This is a genomic window from Vibrio sp. A37 (genome assembly GCF_059777565.1).
The window spans coordinates 260,178-281,510 of the sequence record NZ_JBLNLI010000004.1 but is presented as its reverse complement, the minus strand read 5'-3'; the positions used below and the strand labels follow the sequence as shown (position 1 = coordinate 281,510).

Here is a 21,333-nt window from a genome sequence, read left to right as displayed (position 1 = left end):
CTCCATCACCATCGGACAATGATAGTTCTAACACACAAAACAATGCAATCAGTTTCTTATAGTGTTTGTTTCTATAAAAATTTAGTTATATATCTATCTGTTAATAAGGTTTATCTTAAATGGAGAGAATATAAATGTAGTTTGTTACTTCAGAAAAGAAAAAACAGCCTGACACCCGGGTTGAAAGGGGATTCTGTGTCAGACTGTTTAAACTGTAAATTCTTTACACTTTGCTTGTTACTTAGCTATCCAAAAATTCGTCGCATTTAGCGGCACAAATAAAATCGTTCTTGTGTAAGCCCTTGATCGAGTGACTCCACCAGGTGACCGTTACTTTGCCCCACTCTAATAATATAGATGGGTGATGGAATTCTTGCTCAGCTAATTCTGATACTTTGTTTGAAAAGCTCCAAGCCAGCTTGTAGTTTTTAAAACGGTATGCTTTTTCTAACTGCGGGATACCATCGCGCTCAACAAGTGTCCAATCATTAAGTTCTAGCAACAATGACCGACTTTCCTCTTCTGAAAGCGCGACGGACTCTTTACTACATGCTTCACATTGCAATTCATTCAGCATTTGTGACTTCCTTTGCTTCAAATAGTGGTGGCAGTAAACCTGCCTTCATTGCCACATCGACTTGATCAATCAGATTGACCTGACTCAGTCGGTAAAGCTCTTTCAGGTTATCTAATAGATAGTAGATGGGCTGCATAATATCAATTCGGTATGGCGTTCTTAATACCGTTTGTAGATCAAAGCTTGCTCTTTTCGGGACATCACTATCAAGCGAATACACTGTTTCACCCGGAGAGGAAAGAATACCTCCACCATAAATTTTGGTTTCGCCATTCTCTTTCACCAAACCAAACTCGACTGTGAACCAATACAAACGTGCGAGATATACGCGCCTCTTAGCATCTGCACTTAGTCCTAACTTTCCATAGGTGTGTGTGAACATTGCAAAATCAGGGTTAGTCAACATTGCACAATGACCAAAGATTTCGTGGAAAAAATCAGGCTCTTGCAAATAATCAAACTCGTCACGTGAACGTAAAAAGGTTGCTACAGGAAACTTGCGCTCTGATAGTAGCGCGAAAAATTTATCAAAACTGATTAATGCTGGTACTGGTTCTACCTTCCAACCCGTTTCTCTAACAAGTATTTTATTGATGTCTGGTAGTTGTGGGACTTGATTGATCGGTAAATCAAGCATGTCGAGGCCGTCTAAATAGGCTTGGCACGCTCTGTTAGGTAATACTTTTTGCTGCCTTACTACAAGATCATGCCAAATTCGATTTTCATCGTCATTCCAAGAGACATAGCCTTTTTGATTTAATGGTTTGGAATGGTACTGAGTCATCAACCCTCTCCTATCCTTATCCGATACTTTAAGCCTAACTTTTTGAATAAACTGCGCCAATATCTGAAACGATTTATACCCGAACACCTATGTAACAAATATTTTACATTATAGTTTTTTGCTATTAATTTCATAAAGATATTAATACGAAACCAGTTTGACTTTCTTGCAAATTGCAATAACACTTATAACAAATATAACATCTCGCTTTTTTAATATAATTAGAACAAACAAAGCATAGGAATGAATAAGCCATGTCTCCCTCAGATCCTATATGGACGCCAAGTCGTGAGCGGATAGAAAGCTCGAACCTAACCCAATTTATCAAACATATTAATATGCAAGGTGAAGCGATATCAGATTACCCCTCGCTACACCATTGGTCCGTAAAAGATAAAAAACGCTTCTGGCTGGAAGTATGGCAATACTGCGATGTGATTGGTTTTATGGGCGATTGCATTCATGGAGAAGGGATCGCTAAATGGGATAGTTTTTATCCAAGTCGGGATACAATATGGTTTCCCCAAGCTCAACTCAACTACGCAGAAAACTTACTCTCCTACGCTTTTCAACAGCCCAACGAAATCGCGATACATTTTAAAAATGAAAGTGGTCAAAGCCGAAAATTCACTTGGCAAGAGTTAAGCGATCAAGTATCAATTATGCAGCAATGGCTGAAACAGAACGGTGTGGAAAAAGGTGACGTTGTAGCGGGTTACTTACCCTATATCCCCGAATCGGTTATCGCAATGCTTGCAACAACAAGTCTAGGCGCGATCTGGACCTCTACCTCACCAGATTTTGGTGTGGAAAGTGTTGTTGAGCGGTTTGGGCAAGTAAAACCTAAAATTCTATTTTGCTGTAATGGATACCATTTCAATGGTAAATCCTATGAAATGCATAAGAAAAACGCTGAAATCGTTTCTTCTATATCAAGTGTCCAGAATATATGCCAAATAGAGTACTTAGTTAGCAACAGGCATAATGAAGAAACAAATAGCCAGTTTTCTGACTGGGAAGCAATATTAGCCAGCTATATTCCCAGAGGTATTCGCTACAAACGCGTCGCATTTAACGACCCACTCTATGTACTCTACTCGTCAGGTACAACGGGTAAACCTAAATGCATTGTGCACAGTGTTGGAGGCACGATATTAAACCATCTTAAAGAACACCAACTTCATTGCGATGTGCAGCCAAGGGACAAGGTTTTCTATTACACTACCTGCGGCTGGATGATGTGGAATTGGCACGTTTCTTCTTTGGCTAGTGGGGCTACATTAGTTATTTATGATGGCAGTCCTGTTTACCCTATTCCAAGCGTTTTGTGGCAACTAGCCCAAGAGCTGGGCGTTACGCTTTTCGGCACTTCAGCAAAATATCTAGAAGCCATGCAAAAGCAACATGTGAGCCCCAGCTTAAACTATGACCTACCGAAATTGAGGACACTTTGCTCAACAGGCTCCGTACTTTACCCAGAACAATTTGAATTTGTATATTCACATATTAAATCCGATCTACACCTCGCGTCGATATCTGGCGGAACCGATATATGCGGATGCTTTGTATTAGGTAACCCTATCTCCCCTGTCTATAAGGGAGAATGCCAGTCGGCTGGGCTTGGTTTAGATATAGCTGCATTGAGTGAAGAGGGTAAAAAAGTGACCAATGAACGTGGCGAGCTTGTATGCCAAAATAGCTTCCCAAATCAACCTCTCGGTTTTTGGCAAGACGACGGTGAAAAATATCACAACGCATATTGGAGTAAATATCCAAATACTTGGCACCACGGCGACGATATAAGAATGACTGCAAGCAGCGGCTTTGTCATTTACGGCAGAAGCGATACTACTCTGAACCCCGGTGGAGTCAGAATAGGAACTGGCGAAATCTACCGCCAAATCAATCAAATGGAGTCAATACTTGACTCGGTAGCCGTTGGTCAATTAGTACATGGCGACGAACAAATCGTTCTATTTTTAAAGCTCGCCCCTGATCATATTTTAGATAGTGAATTAGCAGAAAACATAAAAACCACGTTGAGAACAAACTGTAGCCCTCGTCATATACCGTCAAAAATAATTGCCATCAGTGACATTCCCAGAACTAAGTCTGGAAAAATTGTTGAGCTCGCGGTTAAACAAGTCGTGAATGGTCAGAAAGTAAATAACATTGGTGCAATAGAAAACCCAGATGTATTAGAGGAAATTGCCGAAAAAATTAACTCATAAAAAGCAAAGAGCTCTTGTTTTAAACAAGAGCTCACTTTTTATTATCAAGCAAATTAGGCTTTCTTAGCCACACCCATCAAAACTTGTTTTACACCAGATTGGGTGTTTATTTCAAATGGTACGGAGACCTCAACCGACTCAAATCCAACACTAGTCAATACTTGTTCTGCTTTATGTCTTGTCATGCCCACACCCGTTTCATCATCTTCTAGCAACCAGTCAAAATGAACAAAAGCCCCACCGTTATCCAGTATGGCATAGATGATATCGGCTGCTTCTGAGAAACTTTTTAAAAATCCACAGACAGAAGAGGCAACGACCAAATCAAACTGCTTACGAAAAGCGGGGTGTTGTGCCACTAGCCCTCTGGTCAGCATGTCTACGACTGGTTCGACATTTCCTAGCATTTTTTTATCGAGCTGTTCAATCATTGATTCGGAACTATCTAAAGCGACGATATTTTTTACAAGTGGTGACAACCTTTGGCTTAGCAACCCTGTGCCACATCCGAAATCAAGTACCTCTATGTCCGTTATTTCTACAACTTTACTCAGCTCTTTAAATGCATGATCTGCAAAGTGTATCGTCGATTCATCAAGCTCCCATTTTTCAGCGCAGTCATCCCATTCACTCGCCATAATGCTCTCCCAATTTACATTCTGCTTGGTTTCTGTGCCAAGCGACTACCAATGTTATATCACCTTAAAAGACAATTTGGAAAAATTTGTTTATTATTCAGGTACTCTTAGGGTTAATCACTTAGAATGCTAAGCTTCTTAACCTACGCCGCGATTAAAAGGCTAAGAGTTCGAACAAAATTCAATCTCACAAGATAAACAGACCCTAGCTAAGAGCATGTTATGAATCTTTCTCAAGTCGAAGCCTTTTGTGCAATTGCCGATACGGGCTCAGTTTCTCAAGCTGCTCGACAACTCAATTGTAACCGAACCAAACTCAGTATGGCTATAAAAGCGTTAGAAAAAGAGCTAGATACTGAACTTTTTACTCGAAGTGGCAACAAATTAACCTTATCTGAAGCAGGAAAAGCCATTTACAAAGACTGTGAAAGTTTGCTGTTTACCTCAGCTCGTATCAAACAAACTTGTATTCAAGTCTCTGGGGAGTTCAATGCCGAAGTGTGGATTGCTCGTGATGACTCACTACCTGATGAACTTTGGCAAGATTTAACGCACAAACTCAACAATAAGTTTCCCGCCACTTCGTTTAATATTGTTTTGGCCTCAACTGGCGACCTTGCAAATTTAGTGGCAACTCAACAAGTAGACTTTGCATATGGTGTCGATTACGAACGAGCTGACGACCCTAAAATCACATATAATCCTCTCGGTAAAATTCGCATGATGTCCGTTTGCAATGGTGAACATTCCTTGTGCAAGTTACGGCGCGTGTCGGATGAAGTACTGCGCGAAGAAATGCAAGCTGTCATGGTGTATTTAAATGAGAAAGACAACCCAGAATTACAACCCTTCTCTACGCGGTATATAGGCTTTTCCAGCTTCGACTACATGTTAAACACTATCTTGACTGAAGATGCTTGGGGCGTATTACCAGAGCCTTTGATACGCCATCATTTACGGCAGCAAAACTTGGCAGTAATCCGACACACCTATGGCCTAACTCAAGAAGATTATTGCATGTTTACGGCATCCGGAATGCAGGAGCACCCAGGAATGACTTGGCTTGCAGATAAATTGAATGAATTTTTATTTGATTTTTAAACCAATTTACGCATAAAACAACTAAATCTCTCCATAAGGCACTGTTTAATAATCACTCACCGCCAATATAATTGACACTAAATTTTAGCTTTATCTAGTTGTTTTTGTTGAATATATGATAAATTTTCAAATTAGTTATCAATAGATACTCAGAAGTTATTTGTATATTTGACCATATAAGCAAACAATAACAGTGTGTTCATTGTGTGGTTGATTATATGTGTGCTAAAACAAGCTTAAACGAAAAAAGAATCCTTACTTTCTCAGCACTTGGGGCTGCAGGCTTCGCTTTTGGAGGACTCGTTTTAGGTTTGCTTGCTAGCTCAATCGTCATCATGTTTGATGGCGTCTATTCATTAGTCAGCTTACTGTTAACATTATTGTCACTTGCCGTCGCTCGCTATATTCAATCTCCAGCAAAAAACCATTTTCCCTTTGGTAAAGCCATGCTGGAACCAGTCGTCATTGCCGTCAAAGGTGCTGTTATCTTAATGGTTGTCGGCTCTTCGATATATTCCGCTGTCATCGCAATGCTAAGCGGTGGCCGCCCTGTTGATACTTCCATTGCAACGCTATTTGGTTTTGTTAGTACACTTGCTTGCGGCTATGTTTGGTGGTCTATTAAACAAAAGAGTAAGCTCTATTCCTCTGGCCTGATCGAAGCTGAAGTAAAGCAGTGGAAAATGGATACACTACTAAGCTTTGTCGTCATGACTGGGTTTGTCGCGGCATGGTTAATATCAAAATCGTCATGGGCTCATCTCGCCGTTTACGCTGATCCTGCGATGATGCTATTGATGGCTGGTTACTTTATAAAAGTACCGTTTGATATGCTTAGAGAAGCATTTAGAGAACTGTTGATGATGTCGCCTGACAGGGAGCTCGTACTATCAGTCAGCAAAGGACTCGCTGATGCGAATAAGGAAACTAAACAACATATAAAACTCGCTGGCGTGACCAAAATCGGCCGTGAGCTGCGAGTAAACGTAGACATACATTCCACTAGTAATAACTTAGCCGTTGCAGAAGTGGCAAAAACTCGCTCGGCAATTAAAAGAAAGCTGTCTAAAATTCAGTTAGATCTGCAACTTACGATGAATATCGCAAGCTAAAATCGGCTCTGTCCGCTTTTTCGGTTCTACAATAAAGCCTCAAGCATCTTTCCTTTATTTCTCTTTCCATTTCTGGCTTGCCCCTTAACCGTAGAGAAACCAAATAATAGTGATAATAAAACCAACAAACTCATTCACTATTTAAAATTTATCAATGCAACACACCCTTCATTCAACACCAAACCGCAGGTTTTGGTTTTCTTCTTATATGCTTTGCTCCATAGGCTTATCAATCATCTATATATTGGCTATTTTTGTGATTCTTCACAATTTAACGGGACCAGATAGCACGATTAACAGCGCCTTAACCTTAGATAATGAGCTATTACGAAAAGTACTCTCTCTTTCATTAGGGACACTCATAAACCTGGTGCTAGCAATACAAGTAATAAATCTTGTTGCCATATCCGGTACTTGGAATTGGAAAAAGTGGGGAGTATATTTAAAATTTGCAATTCTGATTGTAAGCATAGTGCCAACAGTAATACCCAAAGTTCAATATACAAGCTTATTATTTGAAGCAGCTGATTTGGCTATTTTCTATCTGTTTGTCAGTAATCGCTGGGAAAAATTTACGTAAAATACTTTTATAACAGAACAGATAGCCGCTCGTTCACCTGTTATATTTAATGCAGATTAACCTAGTAATTAGAACCTTCCTAATTACTGGGTTTTACGTTGGTTTGTAAAACACTAAAAGCAAAGTTCGTTACTTCATTTCCTTTCTTCTTACTCATACCTACCCCGCCCATGCGCAAAATCTAGTCCATTTATTGGATACAATATTATCTGACTCGATAACTGTTAAGCAGTTAACAAACTTATCAATTCCCACCCAACCATTAACCCACCCTTAACCCAGATCATTTTCGTCATTCACTTGCTCCCTATACTCGAAAGGCACTGACCCTATAAAAAGAAGTGAAAGATATGATTGAACATTCACGTCAGAATGAACGCTCCTTAAGCGAAAAGCTAAACAACGCAGAACGCGAAGCGCATCGTTGTTTACTCTGTCACGATGCGCCATGTAACCAACATTGCCCAGCAGAGACAGAGCCTGCTCAGTTCATTCGCTCATTAAGGTTTCGTAATATTAAAGGCGCTGTAGAAACAATTCGTGAGCGCAACCCACTAGGGGGTATCTGTTCTCGCATTTGCCCAACCGAGAAGCTCTGTGAAAGAGGGTGCAGTCGCTCTGGACTCGACAAACCCATCGATATCGCAATGATTCAAAAAGTGTTAACAGACTATGAGCACGAGTGCCAAATCAAAGTCTGCAAAGCAACGAAGCAGAATAAACAGCCCGTTGCAATTGTCGGTGCTGGACCTGCGGGTTTAAGTGCTGCGCGATCACTGGCGTTAGCAGGACATCCTGTGACTGTATTTGAAGCTCAACAAGAAGCTGGTGGTTGGGCCCGCTATGGTATCCCTGAATCCCGACTACCTCTGGAGGTCATTGAAAAAGAAGTGGAGCTCATCGTCAATTGCGGTGTTGAGATTCGCTATGGTTGTCGAGTTGGCACCAATATCAACTTAGATACACTACAGTCGGACTACTCCGCTGTTATCGTATCTTGTGGCTTATGGAAACCCAAACGATCTATTAAGTCGGATCTTCCTCAAGTCATAGCTGGGGTCGAGTTCCTATATCAACAACGGACTTCGGCTAATCCAGACTTTTCTGCAAAGCACGTTGTCGTCATTGGTGGTGGAGACGTAGCGATGGACTGCGCTAACGAAGCTAAACGTCTAAATGCCGATACGACCATACTGTATCGTCGCAGTATTAATGAAATGCCCGCAACGCTCGCTGAGAAAGCGCATATTCATCGACTTGGCGTCCCCATTATCCCGAATGTGATCGTGACAGAACTCATCGAGCAAAACGGAAAATTAACTGGTGTTAAAGGTCAATTTATAGAATGGCAAGAGCGTCATACTCACCACGAAATAGATGGAGCGGAGTTAAAACTAAATTGCGATTTACTCATTGACGCGACAGGGCAGACTACGCACCTAAATATCACTGATGATAAAAATCAGCATCTATTTATGGCTGGTGATGTAGTGTATGGCGGCCGTACCGTTGTTGACGCTGTCGCTGATGGCCATCGTGTCGCTCAGCAAATTATACAATGCCTCACTAATGGTGAATGTTTAGAATTGGAAGTGGAGAAATAATTTATGCCATTACGAAAAGACTTATCGATTGAGATAAATGGTGTTCATTGTGAAAATCCATTTTTCCTTTCTTCATCCCCTGTAAGTAGCAGCTATGAAATGTGTGCGCGTGCCTTTGACGCAGGTTGGGCTGGTGTCGTGTACAAAACGGTTGGATTTTTTATCGCCAATGAAGTGTCGCCACGCTTCGATCACGTTCGAGATAACAGTGGTTGGAGCGGCTTTAAAAACATGGAGCAAATATCCGACAAACCGTTGGAACGCAACTTAGAAATGATGGCTCGTTTGAAAAAAGATTACCCAAACAAAGTGGTTATCGCCTCGATCATGGGATCCAATGAACAAGAATGGGAGCAACTCGCTAGGTTATGCGAAGAAGCTGGGGTTGATATTCTTGAATGTAACTTTTCATGCCCGCAAATGACCAACGATGCGATGGGTTCAGACGTTGGTCAAAATGAAGACTTAGTCGCGCGTTATACCGCAGCGGTGAAAAGAGGCAGCTCTTTACCTGTATGGGCAAAAATGACACCGAATATCGGTAATATGGAAATTCCAGCTCTTGCTGCACAAAGTGCTGGCGCAGATGGTATCGCGGCTATTAATACCGTGAAATCACTGACCAACGTAGATTTGGATAACTTTACACCACAACCACAAATTAAAGGAAAGTCATCAATTTCTGGTTATTCTGGCCGTGCCATTAAGCCCATAGCCTTACGCTTTATTGCACAGCTCATGCAACACCCAGAATTTAAACTCCCAATTAGTGGTCAAGGCGGTATTTACACTTGGGAAGACGCGGTTCATTTCATGTTGCTTGGTTCTAGAACCGTTCAGGTAACAACCTCCGTCATGGAGCATGGTTATCGCATTGTCGAAGATCTGATTTCTGGGCTAAGCCACTATATGGAAGACAAGGGCTTTGATCGTGTAGAACAATTGGTTGGTCTTTCACTACAAAATACCGTTTCAGCCGAAGAATTAAGCCGAGATCATATTATTTACCCAAGCTTTGATAAGCAGTTGTGTATTGGCTGTGGCCAATGCTACGTATCCTGCCAAGATGGGGCTCACCAAGCTATATTGTGGGACAAAGAAAACCGTAAACCTTCATTAGACAAAGCAAAATGTCCGGGTTGCCATTTATGTTTAAATGTTTGCCCAGTGGCGGGTTGTATTACTCCAGGAGAAGTCGTCAGCAAACAAGCTTGCTAAAGATAAAACAACGCCCCTATCAAAGGGGCGTTTCTAACTTATTCCCAATCAAGAATAACTTTGCCAGATGCGCCGCTGCGCATCACGTCAAAACCCTTTTGGAAGTCGTCAATTTTGTAGTGGTGAGTGATGATTGGCGTGAGATCTAAGCCAGATTGAATCAGTGAAGCCATCTTGTACCAAGTTTCGAACATCTCACGTCCGTAGATACCTTTAATGACCAACCCCTTAAAGATAACTTGGTTCCAATCGATACCCATGTCTGATGGCGGAATACCTAGCAGTGCAATGCGACCACCGTGGTTCATTGCTTTAAGCATTGAGCCAAACGCTGATTGGTTGCCAGACATTTCTAAGCCAACATCAAAGCCTTCTGTCATGCCTAACTCGGCCATGACATCATCGATGTTTTCTTTGGCTACGTTCACCGCGCGCGTCACACCCATTTCTCTCGCAAGGTTAAGGCGATATTCGTTTACGTCAGTGATTACAACGTGGCGAGCCCCTACATGTTTGGCAACCGCAGCAGCCATAATGCCAATTGGGCCTGTGCCAGTGATAAGTACATCTTCACCAACGAGGTCAAAAGACAATGCGGTGTGAACAGCATTACCAAATGGGTCGAAAATCGATGCTAAATCATCAGAAATTTCTTCTGGGATTTTAAATGCATTGAAAGCTGGAATCACTAAGTACTCTGAGAATGCACCAGTACGGTTAACGCCAACACCAATCGTGTTACGGCAAAGATGCGTGCGGCCGCCACGGCAGTTACGGCAGTGACCACAGGTAATGTGCCCTTCACCAGATACACGGTCACCAATTTCAAAACCGCGAACTTCTTGGCCAATACCAACCACTTCACCGACATATTCATGCCCGACAACCATAGGAACAGGAATCGTGTTTTGTGACCACTCATCCCAGTTGTAGATGTGCACGTCAGTACCACAAATTGCCGTTTTCTTAATTTTAATTAGAAGATCGTTGTGGCCAAGCTCTGGCTTGTCCACTTCGGTCATCCAAATGCCTTCTTCAGGCTTTAATTTCGCCAGTGCTTTGATTTTCATTAGTCGATGATCCCCATATCACGACCAACTTGAATAAACGCATCAATCGCTTTATCTAGTTGCTCGCGGCTATGTGCAGCTGACATTTGGGTACGAATACGTGCTTGACCTTTTGGTACCACTGGGAAAGAGAAACCAATGACATAAATGCCTTTTTCAAGTGATCGCTCTGCAAACTCAGCTGCAACTTTTGCATCTCCTAACATAATAGGAATAATTGCGTGATCTGCGCCAGCCATTGTGAAGCCAGCATTGGTCATGCGAGTGCGGAAGTGGTTCGCGTTTTCCCAAAGACGCTTACGTAGGTCACCGCTCTCTTGTAGTAAATCAAGCACACGGATAGAAGCATTTACAATCGCAGGAGCAACAGAGTTAGAGAACAAGTAAGGGCGTGAACGTTGACGTAGCCAGTCAATCACTTCTTTTTTACCAGAAGTGTAACCGCCTGAAGCACCGCCCATCGCTTTACCTAAAGTACCCGTAATGATGTCGATACGATCAACAACATCGTGGAATTCGTGTGTACCGGCGCCAGTCTCACCCATGAAGCCAACAGCGTGCGAGTCATCAACCATCACAAGAGCGCCGTATTTATCGGCTAAATCACAGATAGCTGGCAAGTTTGCAACCACACCATCCATAGAGAATACCCCGTCAGTCACGATCAACGTGTTACGAGCACCCGCTTCTTTTGCGGCAATAAGTTGTTGCTCAAGCTCTTCCATGTTGTTGTTTGAATAGCGGAAGCGCATCGCCTTACATAAGCGAACACCATCAATAATCGATGCATGGTTTAGAGCATCTGAGATAATTGCGTCTTCTTTGCCTAGAATCGTTTCAAACAAACCTGTGTTTGCGTCAAAGCAAGAGGTATAAAGAATGGTATCTTCTTTGCCTAGGAACTTAGAAAGCTTTTGCTCTAGCTCTTTATGGATATCTTGAGTACCACAGATAAAGCGTACAGAAGCCATGCCAAATCCATGCTCATCCATCCCTTGTTTACCCGCTTCGATAAGCTCAGGGTGGTTTGCCAAACCTAAGTAGTTATTTGCGCAAAAGTTCAGTACTTCTTGGCCAGTAGAGATTGACACGCTCGCTTGCTGCTGAGAGGTAATCACACGCTCAGATTTGTACAAACCTTCTGCTTTCACTTCTTCAATTTGGTTTTGAATTTGCTCATAGAATGAAGATGACATACTTAATTCCTTGCTTAAATGTTATCTGTGTACACTAAGAGTTGCCAAAGGTCACAGGTAGGGTTTATTTGGCCTCAGTGTAATCCAAACTCTACTCTGGCATTATCCCCCAAGGTGGAAAAACATTAGTGAATTTAAGGCAACAATCAATATTACTCGTACTCTCCCATTTTATATTACGATTAACAACTAGTTATGACTTATGAAAAATAATTTGCTCATCTAAATGACGATAAGATTTACATCACACTTTCAGTTATTGATGATTCTTGTCGTAAATTGAGCGATAATTATCAGCATAACTTTATGGCTTCAGGCGACATTTATGCCCAATACAAAATTGGTCTCCCTCCTACCCGATTTGGCAAGTTTCATTTTGGTCGTCAATGAAGGAAGCTTTACTGCGGCTGCAAAGAAGCTAGACGTCACCCCGTCAGCATTGAGTAAGTTGATTACACGCTTGGAAAATGCACTGTCCGTAAAGTTACTTGAGCGAACCACACGTAAACTCAATATCACTCAAGCTGGACAAAAAGTGTATGACCAAGCCAATATCATGCTGAATGCGGCCCAACAAGCGGTTGAAGTGTCAAAGCAAGATCATACCGTGCCATCAGGCTCAATAACCGTCGCCGCACCTGAAGCCTTTCTAAACTCGGTATTACAGCCGCTTATCACCCCTTTCCTACGCCTTCATCCAAAAATAAGTCTAATTCTTCGGGCGGTAGATGGAGATATCCATGTATTGAAGGAAGATATCGATATCGCGTTTAAGTTAACGGATAAACCCGATGAAAACTTGGTTTTACGGGAGATAGGTAAAACGGATTTAGTTCTATGTGCAAGTCCAGAGTACCTCAGAAAAAGAGGCACCCCAGCCCACCCTATCGAGCTTGTCGAGCACGACTGCCTTTATCTAGGTGAAACTTCCAATGACAATACTTGGGACTTTCTAAAAGGCGATGAATTTCATACCGTGGTTGTTTCAGGTTGCTACGCAGTCAACCAGTCACAAATGCGTTTGCAAGGCGTAAAAGAAAGCTTGGGTATCGGTATTTTTCATGATTTTGTTGTTACTGAAGCACTAAAAAATAAAACGGTAGTCCGGGTCTTACCAGATTGGACCATTAAAAGTAACTATCATGGTGGAGTCGCTATGCAGTACGCCCAAACCAAGTACATGCCAGCAAGGTTAAGAGTATTCATTGACTACATGCACCAGCACTTAACACCGCAATTCCCTTCTCAACTTTAACAAGGATCATCATGTTTCAACGCATCCATCACGTCGCCATCATTTGTTCTAATTATCAAGAATCTAAGCACTTCTATACTCAAGTATTAGGCTTTGAAATCATCGCAGAGAATTATCGAGCAGAACGCGATTCTTATAAGCTCGATCTCTCACTGCCGGACGGCTCCCAAGTTGAGCTATTTAGTTTTCCCAATCCACCAGCACGCCCCAACTCACCAGAGGCACAGGGTTTGAGGCACTTGGCCTTACAAGTCAAGAATGTTGAAGAAGCGAAGAAACAACTGGAAGCAAAAGGGTTAGACGTTGAGCCCATTCGTGTTGACGAATTTACAGGCAAATCCTTTACATTTTTTAAAGACCCAGACGGTTTACCGCTAGAGATTTATGGTGAGTAGATAAATGCCCACAATTCATTACTAGATGACATGTGGGCGTTATTTTTAAATGACTGTTTTGTTTTAGCCGAAAATCTTTTGCCAAATACTTGGGTTTCGACGCTTATGATAATCGACCCTCAGGTTGTCGACTTGTTGAAGTGCTAGCTGAGCCCCCTCAAAATTGTCATTATCAATATTCAACTGAACCTTATCTAACGCTATAGTAAGCTTTTCAAAGCCCTCTAAATAGAGGGTCTGCTTCTCTTTCGGATAGGTTCCAGACTCACTAACTAAAACCAACTCACGCAAGTTTTCAATTGGTAGTTTCATCTCTTCGATCGTTTGCGCTTGAGCCGCTTTTTTAAACTCAAACTTCATTTTCTTCATCGTCGCAGAGAGATCCACTTCTTGCGCTTGTATGGCCAATGCTACACAAAGCCCAACGACCAATATGGCTAACTTTTTCATTTTTTACACAATCCATGTTTATCGAGAGAAGCAGTAGTCTAACTTCTTCCCATCTTTCAGTGAGAACTAAAAACTGTTACGAGTTATATACGCTGGGGCGTGTTGGCCTTTTGAGAACAATACGTCCTAACTCTTAAGTCTTCCTTAAGTTTTCTTATTTAAATTATTTATAACCAAACAAATGGGGAGAGGAAACCGATGGCTCAAGTACATAAATGGGACATTTTAGTCAAACTTACGCATTGGACAGTTGCGATACTATTTTTAAGCAATTACTTTCTAACTGAAGAAGGTAGCCAAATTCACCAATGGGTTGGCTATGGCGTAGCTGCCGCAGTAGTCATTCGACTTCTATGGGGGCTGGTGGCTCGTTCTCCGTCAAGGCTAAGCTCATTCAAGCCATCCATTCCATCGGCGATCGCACATGTAAAAGAAGTGTTTACGACCAAAAAAGATGACCATGTAGGGCACAACCCAGCAGGGGCAATCATGATATGGACTATGTGGACGTTATTATTGGGTACAGCTTTTACTGGTTGGTCGATTGAACAAAATTTATTTGGTGCCGGTGAGACTTTCGAAGGTATTCATGAAGTGTTTGCAAACTTGACACTGATCGCAGTAGGAATTCACGTTAGTGCGATAATTCTAATGACAAAAATCACCAAAAAATCATACATCTCAGGCATGACTTTTTGGCAGAGAAAGTCTGACAAATCGCTGAAGAAAGCTTAACCAATTTGTCATCACAAGGATTTTAAAATAACTCGTGACTTGTTGAAATGTTATGGAGGCCTAACATGCATATTGACACTCAAATCACTGACGCTTTGGTTCAAACATACTCTAACGGCAGATATGGAAAAGCTCGATACTTAAAGCCGCTTCAAAGCACGAATAAAAGTGCTAGGCAACAAACAAGCTCGAACTCCCTATCAACTAAAAGAAGATAACTGGATAAAAGGATGGATACAGCCATCCTTTTTTATTTATTGCCCCCTCTAAATATAAAAACTCACATAAGTTTCGTCTTCGAATCATTTTCCGTCGCTATGAATAGGTAACATGGACTGTCTGCAGTAAACTCAATATCACGAACTGAGGTTATCCCTCCGCTTTTTATAAGTTGTGAGTTTACTCTTCCCTCGCCTTTAACCAAATACAACACACCCGACCCTTTTAGTACGAATACTTGCTTAGGCTGCGCAAGTACAACGATGCCGTGAGTATCGCTGTTAAATGCATCCTGCTTTTCACCACCAATTATCGAATACTGGTTACCCCATTCAAAAGAGTAATACTTAGCCTCTGGCGTTAACGATCTTTGTGGGGGCAAAAACCAAATTTGTACGTCCTCTACTTCTCGATTAGTCATATTCCATTCAGCGTGTTCCATACCTGTACCGGACCGTTGAACAATACCACCTGGGCCTTTAAACGTTTCTTGGTGAGATAGTGTCCCTTCGTGGTAAACACTTCCTTCAACCAATAGTGTAATCACATCTAGGTCTTGATGTGGATGGATTGGTACACCGTTATTTGGCAATAAAATGCCATGGGAAAGATAGACGAAATCTTTAAACCCCTGTGCATATGGCGTGTTGTGACGTCGGCTAATTTTGCTGTCAAGTACGACTTGATTCGACCGTATACCAGCGAAAGATTCTTTGGGAAAGTCAGCTTTATACCGAATATTTAAAGGCTGCATAAGTCTTACCTGAATACCTTATTTATTTTAGATGTAGAGATACCTTTGTCTGTATCTCCACGAACTGCAGATAATGTGAATTGGTAGAGGTAAGAGTTACCTTACAATTGTTTCACTTGAAAGGAGATCAAGAACACCTTCGTATGCATAGGCTTCAAAGAAAGGCCCTGCCACTGGGCTGGTCCAGTTATCTACGATTTTAGACAGTTCAGCGATTGTGGTGCCAAGCTTTACACCCGCAGCTGTCATTTGCTGATATGCCACTTCTTCTGCTAAACGGCCACAACCTCCCGATGCATCCACAAGAGCCATCACATCAAACCCTTCTTCTTTCGCACTGATCGCTGGTGGTACCAAGCAAACATCTGTTGTAACGCCAGCCATAAATAGCTTTCTTCTACCTGTTTGGCGGATTGCATCAACAAATTTGGGATCGTCCCAAGCATTAACAATACCCTCACGGATGATTCGAGCGTCATATTCTTCTTTTGCTAGATCTCTTAGTTCAGGTATTAATGGGCCATTTGCTTCCTTTTCCATACTTGACGTAAAGATAAGAGGAATACTTGCCCCTTTTGCAAAACGAACAATTAACTTAACCCACTTAACAATTTGCTCCTTTTCTTCTTTACTAGCGGCACCTATCCAATTGAGCGTACCGACTTGATGGTCGACTAATACAATAGCTGTGTTACTTGCATCAAATTTTTGCATGGTTTTATCCTCCGGTTTGATTCCAAGAAACACTATCACGTTCCATATATTGGATTAATACTACCAATTGGAAATGTTTGTTCCATTAATAAAACAATAATAGAGCTGAAGACTCGCTATCTTAGGTTAAGGCTTGACCGATTTTACATTCGATAAATTCAATGAAAGCTCGCAGCTTCGGAGTAACTCCTCTGCGACTAGGATAGACTGCGTGTAATTCGGATAGTGGCGGAGAACTATCTGGGATTAGGTTCACTAGCTGAGAATTATTATCTCCCATAAATCTAGGAAGTGTTGCAACTCCAGTATCAGCCAGAGCCAAATCATACAGCACACTAAAGTCGTCAGCTTCAAACAAAACGGGAAGCGCAAATTTTGACATGTCAGCATCTCCCCAATAAGCCCAATACCCTTCACGAGTAAAACGACTCATGATTAATAAATCATGTTTTGCCAAGGACTTTAAAGTCTTCGGCGTACCATACTTACTTAAATAGCCAGAGCTCGCGTACAAAGATATTTGGCTCTTTCCCAATAGTTTGGAAACCAATGTCGAATCTTCAAGCTCTCCAAACCGTATAACGACATCAAACCCCTCCTCTATTAAATCGACTTGCCTATTCGTCATCATTAACTGAACTTGGACATCTGGATTAAGTGCAAAAAACTCTGCTAGGTAAGGGGCGAGTAAATATTGAGCTGCGTTTGTTGTCGCACTCACGCGCAAACGTCCACGCGGTTTTTCCAATATTTGATCAACCGAAGAATCAGCGAGAGCAGCCTCTTCAAGCATCTGTCTACAGTGGTGGTAATAAACCTCTCCAATCTCAGTTAAACTGATTTTTCGTGTTGTTCTTTCAAGCAATCGAACCCCAAGACGCTCTTCTAATTGAGACACTCTGCGACTTATTGTAGATTTTGGCAAATTACCCGACTTACTCGCAGCGGAAAAGCCCCCTTGCATCACTACTTGAGCGAAAATTGCCATATCGTTGAGGTTTTGCATCCAGATTGTTCCATTTATAAGATAGTGATTTCCAATATAGGTTATTTACCCATCAAATGAAACAGTTTAGCGTTTTAGTCAAGTATTTAACTCTGTGAGACGGGCTATGACGAAGAATCAATCGAGACTTTTTACTTTAATTATTGCAACTGGAATGTCTGCGATTATGTCTTTTGCGATGACATTAATTAATGTCGGATTCAACGAAGAATTTCTAGGGGCATGGGCATCGAGTGGGCTAGTGAGCTTAATTGTTGCTCTACCCGCTATTTCCATTGTTCAAACTTTTGCACGGCATGTCGTAAAACTTATATTACCGTGAATATAGCTATGATGCAGAGCGGAGTTAGTTGAATTTCTATGTAAAGAAAAAGATGCTCAGATTAGATATAAAAGAAGGGATGACAGTTAGCCATCTCTTCATTTATTTGCTGTCAAAGCAGCACTAGTTCATGAATAAAAGTTCACTGACTTAAACTGTGTAGTTGCTGTACCATCGCTTTGCAGGTAAACACCGGCTTTAAAATAGACTGGCGTATTAGCCCAAGATTTCACGTCAAAATGATCAACCTTTTCCTTACCGTTAACCCAAACGGATAACTTGTCTTTCTTAACACGAACCCTATAAGACTGCACATGATTAGGCTTCTTACCCAAATCTATCCACTTATAATGCCCTTCTACACCTTTGGATTCACGAATTGCAGCCCACAAATGGTCTTTCTCCCCGTGATTCTCTTTTTTCCATACCATTCTTAATAGAGGCTTATTCACGTACTTATTCAAACCATGAATTTGTAAAAAGGTAAATTCTTTCATTTTTTTATCAATGTGATTTGGTAATAGAACTTGAGCTGTTAGCTCATGCGGTGTGATATCAGAAACATACCAATTATCCATTTCGCGAAGTTCAGAACGGTGATGATCCCCTGTCGCGGTAAACGTCATCCAAAACGGTGGAGTCTCTGGAATATAGAAGAAATCATTGAACGCGTTGGGGGACGCAAAGCCTCCCATATCTATTGATGTCTCACTAAAAGGGGCTTGTAACTTAGACATTGATAGTACTTGTTGGTAAACATTTCCTTGGAAATACGGTGCACTTTTAGCCATGGCTACCCCACTGAGACACACCGATACACCGACAACAGCAAGTTTTAGAAAATCGGGTTTTATATATAACGACATTGCAACACCTCAATACAATTGATAAGAAACTCCAATTGCTTTGACCTTCGGCTGAGGCAAAAGTTTTACAGAAGAGTCTTCACTTTGCAGCCCAGTTTAACCTTAGCTAGAGATATACTGAGGTTAAATTGAAGACATCAATGTTTCTAATAAAGACTGATTAGATAAACGTAAAAGGATCAGCACCAAACTGACCCTTTATTTCGATAAAAGCCTTGAAGGTGATTTAAACCCTACGATAAGGTAGATAAACTGGCTCCCACATGTGGGAAGCGAGTTCGTGGTGAATATCTTTGTCTCGTAGGCTACTGTTTGCGTCTGTTTCTCTTAAGCGCTCTAGAATTTCAGTTGCAACTTTCAGCGTTACCTCTTTTAATTCGCTTATTTTCGGATACACGCAGCCCATCGCTAAGTCTTCTTCACTCACGTGCTCTGCCAATGCGAAAGAAGCGGTGGTAAACATATCCATAGTGATTTTTTGCACTTCGCCAGTAATCGCAGCCAAGCCGACACCAGGGAAGATAAACACATTGTTACCCTGACCAATACGATATGTATTCCCTTCAAATTCAATATCATCAAATGGGCTGCCGGTTGCCACAATAGCCTTACCGTTAGTCCAACGATAGATATCTTCAGGAAGCGCCTCACAATTAGACGTTGGGTTTGATAGTGGGAAAACAATCGGTCTTTCAGTATGCGTATGCATTTTCTCTATATGCTGTTGAGTAAATGCACCGCCTACACCACTACAACCGAGCAATACCGTAACAGGCACGTTGTTGAGTAGATCTTGAAGGCTGACTTTTCCTTCCCCTTCTAACTGCCAATCTTTTGTCAATTCCCAAGACTTCGCATAACGTTTCTTGTATTCGTCCAACCCTTCACGATTGTCAAACACTACACCACGAGAATCTAAAGTAAAGATGCGCGCTCGTGCTTCTTCATGAGAAAGACCTTCTTTAAGCAAACCTGCAAAGATTTGATCAGCAACGCCAACGCCACCTGCTCCAGCACCATACACCGCGTAAACTTGATCAGCTAAGTTTTCATGTTTGATTTTTGTAGCGTTAATAATGCCTGCCAATACAACCGAGCCAGTACCTTGAATATCATCGTTGAATGAAGGAATAACATCTTCATATTCCGTCAAATTGTCGAACGCATTCGCTTTACTAAAGTCTTCCCATTGCAACACAGCTTTCGGGAAATGACGCTTAGTTTGTTCAACAAATTTCGCAATGAATGCGCGATACTCTTCGCCACGAATACGCTTCTTCGGTACGCCTAAGTACATAGGGTCAGACAGAAGATCTGCATTGTCAGTACCAATATCTAAAGCAACAGGTAAACATTGTGTCGGGTGAATACCGGCACCTAAAGTATATAGCGACAACTTACCAATTGGGATACCCATGCCCCCTACTCCTTGGTCACCTAGGCCTAAGATGCCTTGACTATCTGTCACTACAATGATCTTAATATCTTGGTTAGCAAAATGACGTGCCATTTCACCCATATTTTCTACGTTTTCTTCTGTCACATAGAGGCCACGTGCTTTTTGATAGCGGTGACTAAATTCCTGACAAGCTTTTCCTACAGTGGGTGTGTAAATAATCGGTGTCATTTCCTCGACATAACGATTAACTAACGCATAGAACAAAGTCTCGTTTCTGTCTTGCAACGATCTTAAAAAAAGATATTTTTCAATATCTGTTGAAGCATTTTTAAAGCCTTGGTAAACACGTTTAATCTGATCTTCAAAGGTTTGAACTCTAGGAGGGAGAAGGCCGTTTAAGTTAAACAGTTCTCTTTCTTCATAGCTAAAAGCTGTACTTTTATTTAGATTTCTATCGTTCAGCAAATCGGTTCCGGAAAGTGATACAGGACGAAATTCGTTACCTTTAGAGTCTTTCCAACGCAAGTATTTTCCTACAGTCATAACATCTCCACAGACGTATTTTTATAGCCCTTAGGGCGTGTTTCAAATCGCATGTAGTCTAATGAGGAATAAGGACAAATGTTGTGATCAAAAGCAGTGAATAGGGATTTTTCGAACTACTATAAAGAAGTGTTTTAATGACAAATATCAGAAGCACTAATAATTGGGAGGAATCTTTATACAATAAGCAATGCGCGAGGGAATAAGGACCGCCCTTCGATATTAAATTCGGCCCAAAGTGATGTTAACTTTCAAAGAAAATTAGAAAAACTCTGCGAAGTGAGTATGACCACCTTTTTCTAATGACGACTCAGCAAAAACACCTTGCACTTTTTCATCTTCTTCATACCAACTGCATTGCAGTTTATCTTGCCCTTCTTGGTAGGACTCCACCACCATATCGGGGCCACCTGTTTTCAAACGAACAATGTCACCGATTTCGAACATACTTACCATCCTTTGCCATCTAACTGATTACGTTATTGTTACTAAAATAGTAGCACAGCTATCAAACCGTTTCATTTATGCTCAATTACTACCTATGTGGAATAGAGCAGTGGAAAC

The 21,333-nt window shown here is 41.5% G+C and carries 22 protein-coding genes; 10 read left to right on the top strand and 12 right to left on the bottom strand.

Features of this window, described 5'->3' with window-relative positions:
• Positions 1–241 precede the first annotated feature (241 nt).
• Positions 242–577, bottom strand: coding sequence for a 4a-hydroxytetrahydrobiopterin dehydratase (locus tag ACM2FC_RS09500; protein WP_498480670.1), 336 nt, complete (start codon positions 575–577; stop codon positions 242–244).
• Positions 567–1,361, bottom strand: a complete 795-nt coding sequence (gene phhA, locus ACM2FC_RS09495) for a phenylalanine 4-monooxygenase (protein ID WP_498480669.1) — start codon at positions 1,359–1,361, stop codon at positions 567–569. The genes ACM2FC_RS09500 and phhA overlap by 11 nt, the downstream gene beginning before the upstream one ends.
• 254 nt (positions 1,362–1,615) lie before the next feature.
• Here phhA and ACM2FC_RS09490 point away from each other — a divergent pair, with 254 nt between their 5' ends.
• Positions 1,616–3,592 (top strand): acetoacetate--CoA ligase, encoded by a 1,977-nt coding sequence (locus ACM2FC_RS09490; protein ID WP_498480668.1) that lies wholly within the window; start codon positions 1,616–1,618, stop codon positions 3,590–3,592.
• 53 nt (positions 3,593–3,645) lie between these two features.
• On the opposite strand, the gene ACM2FC_RS09485 is transcribed toward ACM2FC_RS09490, so the two are convergent.
• Positions 3,646–4,230, bottom strand: coding sequence for a class I SAM-dependent DNA methyltransferase (locus ACM2FC_RS09485; RefSeq protein WP_498480667.1), 585 nt, complete (start codon positions 4,228–4,230; stop codon positions 3,646–3,648).
• Positions 4,231–4,452: 222 nt separating this feature from the next.
• On the opposite strand from ACM2FC_RS09485, the gene ACM2FC_RS09480 reads away from it, so the two are divergent.
• From ACM2FC_RS09480 to preA, 5 genes are all read left to right on the top strand, one after another.
• Complete coding sequence (locus ACM2FC_RS09480; RefSeq protein WP_498480666.1) at positions 4,453–5,331, top strand: LysR family transcriptional regulator; 879 nt, start codon at positions 4,453–4,455, stop codon at positions 5,329–5,331.
• 218 nt (positions 5,332–5,549) lie between these two features.
• Positions 5,550–6,443 (top strand): cation diffusion facilitator family transporter, encoded by an 894-nt coding sequence (locus ACM2FC_RS09475; protein ID WP_498480665.1) that lies wholly within the window; start codon positions 5,550–5,552, stop codon positions 6,441–6,443.
• 154 nt (positions 6,444–6,597) lie between these two features.
• Positions 6,598–7,023, top strand: a complete 426-nt coding sequence (locus ACM2FC_RS09470) for a hypothetical protein (protein ID WP_498480664.1) — start codon at positions 6,598–6,600, stop codon at positions 7,021–7,023.
• 350 nt (positions 7,024–7,373) lie between these two features.
• Positions 7,374–8,627, top strand: coding sequence for an FAD-dependent oxidoreductase (locus tag ACM2FC_RS09465; RefSeq protein ID WP_498480663.1), 1,254 nt, complete (start codon positions 7,374–7,376; stop codon positions 8,625–8,627).
• Positions 8,628–8,630: 3 nt separating this feature from the next.
• Positions 8,631–9,845: an NAD-dependent dihydropyrimidine dehydrogenase subunit PreA gene (preA, locus tag ACM2FC_RS09460; RefSeq protein ID WP_498480662.1), complete on the top strand. Its 1,215-nt coding sequence runs from the start codon at positions 8,631–8,633 to the stop codon at positions 9,843–9,845.
• A gap of 38 nt (positions 9,846–9,883) precedes the next feature.
• Here the strand turns inward: preA and tdh are convergent, their stop codons facing one another.
• A complete protein-coding gene (gene tdh, locus ACM2FC_RS09455) occupies positions 9,884–10,915 on the bottom strand; it encodes an L-threonine 3-dehydrogenase (RefSeq protein ID WP_498480661.1) in 1,032 nt (343 codons plus the stop codon).
• Entirely contained in the window at positions 10,915–12,111 is a 1,197-nt protein-coding gene (locus ACM2FC_RS09450; RefSeq protein ID WP_498480660.1) for a glycine C-acetyltransferase, read from the bottom strand. Before ACM2FC_RS09450 ends, tdh begins: the two co-directional genes overlap by 1 nt.
• A gap of 325 nt (positions 12,112–12,436) precedes the next feature.
• Between ACM2FC_RS09450 and ACM2FC_RS09445 the strand changes: the two genes are divergently transcribed.
• Both ACM2FC_RS09445 and gloA2 read left to right on the top strand, forming a co-directional pair.
• A complete protein-coding gene (locus tag ACM2FC_RS09445; RefSeq protein ID WP_498480659.1) occupies positions 12,437–13,366 on the top strand; it encodes a LysR family transcriptional regulator in 930 nt (309 codons plus the stop codon).
• An 11-nt stretch (positions 13,367–13,377) separates the two neighbouring features.
• Positions 13,378–13,761, top strand: a complete 384-nt coding sequence (gloA2, locus tag ACM2FC_RS09440) for an SMU1112c/YaeR family gloxylase I-like metalloprotein (protein WP_498480658.1) — start codon at positions 13,378–13,380, stop codon at positions 13,759–13,761.
• A 63-nt stretch (positions 13,762–13,824) separates the two neighbouring features.
• Here the strand turns inward: gloA2 and ACM2FC_RS09435 are convergent, their stop codons facing one another.
• On the bottom strand, positions 13,825–14,211 hold the full coding sequence (locus ACM2FC_RS09435) for a cytochrome b562 (protein WP_498480657.1): 387 nt from the start codon (positions 14,209–14,211) through the stop codon (positions 13,825–13,827).
• Between the two features lie 198 nt (positions 14,212–14,409).
• Here ACM2FC_RS09435 and ACM2FC_RS09430 point away from each other — a divergent pair, with 198 nt between their 5' ends.
• On the top strand, positions 14,410–14,946 hold the full coding sequence (locus ACM2FC_RS09430) for a cytochrome b/b6 domain-containing protein (RefSeq protein WP_498480656.1): 537 nt from the start codon (positions 14,410–14,412) through the stop codon (positions 14,944–14,946).
• 280 nt (positions 14,947–15,226) lie between these two features.
• Here ACM2FC_RS09430 and ACM2FC_RS09425 read toward each other — a convergent pair whose 3' ends face one another.
• From ACM2FC_RS09425 to ACM2FC_RS09415, 3 genes are all read right to left on the bottom strand, one after another.
• Positions 15,227–15,919 carry a pirin family protein gene (locus tag ACM2FC_RS09425; protein WP_498480655.1) on the bottom strand — a complete coding sequence of 231 codons (693 nt, stop codon included), beginning with the start codon at positions 15,917–15,919 and terminating at the stop codon, positions 15,227–15,229.
• Positions 15,920–16,015: 96 nt separating this feature from the next.
• Positions 16,016–16,633, bottom strand: coding sequence for an isochorismatase family protein (locus ACM2FC_RS09420; protein ID WP_498480654.1), 618 nt, complete (start codon positions 16,631–16,633; stop codon positions 16,016–16,018).
• Between the two features lie 121 nt (positions 16,634–16,754).
• Positions 16,755–17,639: a LysR substrate-binding domain-containing protein gene (locus tag ACM2FC_RS09415; protein ID WP_498480653.1), complete on the bottom strand. Its 885-nt coding sequence runs from the start codon at positions 17,637–17,639 to the stop codon at positions 16,755–16,757.
• Positions 17,640–17,745: 106 nt separating this feature from the next.
• Between ACM2FC_RS09415 and ACM2FC_RS09410 the strand changes: the two genes are divergently transcribed.
• Positions 17,746–17,961, top strand: coding sequence for a DUF2798 domain-containing protein (locus ACM2FC_RS09410; protein WP_498480652.1), 216 nt, complete (start codon positions 17,746–17,748; stop codon positions 17,959–17,961).
• A 128-nt stretch (positions 17,962–18,089) separates the two neighbouring features.
• On the opposite strand, the gene ACM2FC_RS09405 is transcribed toward ACM2FC_RS09410, so the two are convergent.
• The 3 genes from ACM2FC_RS09405 to ACM2FC_RS09395 form a co-directional block, all read right to left on the bottom strand.
• Entirely contained in the window at positions 18,090–18,827 is a 738-nt protein-coding gene (locus ACM2FC_RS09405; RefSeq protein ID WP_498480651.1) for a polysaccharide lyase family 7 protein, read from the bottom strand.
• A gap of 226 nt (positions 18,828–19,053) precedes the next feature.
• On the bottom strand, positions 19,054–20,769 hold the full coding sequence (locus tag ACM2FC_RS09400; RefSeq protein WP_498480650.1) for an NAD-dependent malic enzyme: 1,716 nt from the start codon (positions 20,767–20,769) through the stop codon (positions 19,054–19,056).
• Positions 20,770–21,030: 261 nt separating this feature from the next.
• Positions 21,031–21,216 carry a YodC family protein gene (locus ACM2FC_RS09395; protein ID WP_498480649.1) on the bottom strand — a complete coding sequence of 62 codons (186 nt, stop codon included), beginning with the start codon at positions 21,214–21,216 and terminating at the stop codon, positions 21,031–21,033.
• Between the last annotated feature and the right edge of the window lie 117 nt (positions 21,217–21,333).

Bases quoted from the DNA above. Each gene is read 5' to 3' on its own strand.
- ACM2FC_RS09500 (WP_498480670.1), bottom strand. From the start codon at position 577: ATGCTGAATGAATTGCAATGTGAAGCATGTAGTAAAGAGTCCGTCGCG.
- phhA (WP_498480669.1), bottom strand. From the start codon at position 1,361: ATGACTCAGTACCATTCCAAACCATTAAATCAAAAAGGCTATGTCTCT.
- ACM2FC_RS09490 (WP_498480668.1), top strand. From the start codon at position 1,616: ATGTCTCCCTCAGATCCTATATGGACGCCAAGTCGTGAGCGGATAGAA.
- ACM2FC_RS09485 (WP_498480667.1), bottom strand. From the start codon at position 4,230: ATGGCGAGTGAATGGGATGACTGCGCTGAAAAATGGGAGCTTGATGAA.
- ACM2FC_RS09480 (WP_498480666.1), top strand. From the start codon at position 4,453: ATGAATCTTTCTCAAGTCGAAGCCTTTTGTGCAATTGCCGATACGGGC.
- ACM2FC_RS09475 (WP_498480665.1), top strand. From the start codon at position 5,550: ATGTGTGCTAAAACAAGCTTAAACGAAAAAAGAATCCTTACTTTCTCA.
- ACM2FC_RS09470 (WP_498480664.1), top strand. From the start codon at position 6,598: ATGCAACACACCCTTCATTCAACACCAAACCGCAGGTTTTGGTTTTCT.
- ACM2FC_RS09465 (WP_498480663.1), top strand. From the start codon at position 7,374: ATGATTGAACATTCACGTCAGAATGAACGCTCCTTAAGCGAAAAGCTA.
- preA (WP_498480662.1), top strand. From the start codon at position 8,631: ATGCCATTACGAAAAGACTTATCGATTGAGATAAATGGTGTTCATTGT.
- tdh (WP_498480661.1), bottom strand. From the start codon at position 10,915: ATGAAAATCAAAGCACTGGCGAAATTAAAGCCTGAAGAAGGCATTTGG.
- ACM2FC_RS09450 (WP_498480660.1), bottom strand. From the start codon at position 12,111: ATGTCATCTTCATTCTATGAGCAAATTCAAAACCAAATTGAAGAAGTG.
- ACM2FC_RS09445 (WP_498480659.1), top strand. From the start codon at position 12,437: ATGCCCAATACAAAATTGGTCTCCCTCCTACCCGATTTGGCAAGTTTC.
- gloA2 (WP_498480658.1), top strand. From the start codon at position 13,378: ATGTTTCAACGCATCCATCACGTCGCCATCATTTGTTCTAATTATCAA.
- ACM2FC_RS09435 (WP_498480657.1), bottom strand. From the start codon at position 14,211: ATGAAAAAGTTAGCCATATTGGTCGTTGGGCTTTGTGTAGCATTGGCC.
- ACM2FC_RS09430 (WP_498480656.1), top strand. From the start codon at position 14,410: ATGGCTCAAGTACATAAATGGGACATTTTAGTCAAACTTACGCATTGG.
- ACM2FC_RS09425 (WP_498480655.1), bottom strand. From the start codon at position 15,919: ATGCAGCCTTTAAATATTCGGTATAAAGCTGACTTTCCCAAAGAATCT.
- ACM2FC_RS09420 (WP_498480654.1), bottom strand. From the start codon at position 16,633: ATGCAAAAATTTGATGCAAGTAACACAGCTATTGTATTAGTCGACCAT.
- ACM2FC_RS09415 (WP_498480653.1), bottom strand. From the start codon at position 17,639: ATGCAAAACCTCAACGATATGGCAATTTTCGCTCAAGTAGTGATGCAA.
- ACM2FC_RS09410 (WP_498480652.1), top strand. From the start codon at position 17,746: ATGACGAAGAATCAATCGAGACTTTTTACTTTAATTATTGCAACTGGA.
- ACM2FC_RS09405 (WP_498480651.1), bottom strand. From the start codon at position 18,827: ATGTCGTTATATATAAAACCCGATTTTCTAAAACTTGCTGTTGTCGGT.
- ACM2FC_RS09400 (WP_498480650.1), bottom strand. From the start codon at position 20,769: ATGACTGTAGGAAAATACTTGCGTTGGAAAGACTCTAAAGGTAACGAA.
- ACM2FC_RS09395 (WP_498480649.1), bottom strand. From the start codon at position 21,216: ATGTTCGAAATCGGTGACATTGTTCGTTTGAAAACAGGTGGCCCCGAT.